We start from the raw sequence: 869 nt of genomic DNA, 5'->3' as shown, positions 1-869 counted from the left end.
GCGGCCGGGATCAGCTGCTCGGGCCGGCAGATGCGGTCGAAGTACTTCGAGACCGCGCGGAAGGCGTCGTTGACGGTGACGTCTCCGCCGCGGGGGTCCTCCAGTTGCTGCAGGACGGGGTCGGCGGCGCGGGTGGCGAACATGTCGCTGGGCAGCAGCAGGACGGGGATGCGGTTGGTGGTGGCCAGCGCCGCACCGGTGATCATGTTGGTGGAGCCGGGGCCGGTGGAGGCCGTGCAGGCGAAGGTCGCCAGCCGGTCGCGCATCTTCGCGAACGCCACCGACGCGTGCACCATGCCCTGCTCATTACGGGCCAGGTAGTACGGCAGATCGGCCTCATCAGTGACCGCGGCCTGCAGCAACGCCTGCCCGATCCCGGCCACGTTGCCGTGCCCGAAAATGCCCCACACCCCGGGAATCAGCCGCTGCTCCTGGCCGTCCCGCTCGCTGTACTGGCTGGCCAGGAAACGCACGAGAGCCTGGGCGGTAGTGAGTCGGACGGTTCTCTCGGTCATCGGTCGTTCTCCTTGGCGCCGAAGGGGAGCCGGTCGTCGATGTCCTGGGACTCCCAGGTCCCGCGGACCCACCCGTGCGCGGGGTCGTCGCAGATCAGCCAGGCGCGGTCCTGGCCGGGGCCTGCCATGACGTTGAGGTAGTACAGGTCGTAGCCGGGCGCGGCGATCGACGGTCCGTGCCAGCCGTGCGGGATCAGGACGGTGTCACCGGAACGCACTTCGGCGAGCACATTGATCGGCCGCTCCGGGGTGCCATACACCCGCTGGTAGCCGAAGCCGCCCTCCCCCGCGACCTGGAAGTAGTAGATCTCCTCCAACTCGGACTCCGCCCCGGGACGTGCCTTGTCGTGTTTG

The 869-nt window shown here is 69.2% G+C and carries 2 protein-coding genes; both read right to left on the bottom strand.

Going from position 1 to position 869, the window contains the following annotated elements; genetic code table 11:
* On the bottom strand, positions 1–515 hold a 515-nt coding region (locus FGD71_RS34935; RefSeq protein ID WP_244951232.1), incomplete at its 3' end, for a thiamine pyrophosphate-binding protein.
* The coding region (locus tag FGD71_RS34930; RefSeq protein WP_181359330.1) for a 5-deoxy-glucuronate isomerase at positions 512–869 on the bottom strand (358 nt) is incomplete at its 5' end. The genes FGD71_RS34935 and FGD71_RS34930, both read right to left, overlap by 4 nt.

Origin of the sequence: Streptomyces sporangiiformans (assembly GCF_005768555.2) — a bacterium.
Lineage (GTDB): Bacteria > Actinomycetota > Actinomycetes > Streptomycetales > Streptomycetaceae > Streptomyces > Streptomyces sporangiiformans.
Note: the sequence above shows the minus strand (reverse complement) of the source record. Positions and strands in the feature narration are given on the sequence as shown.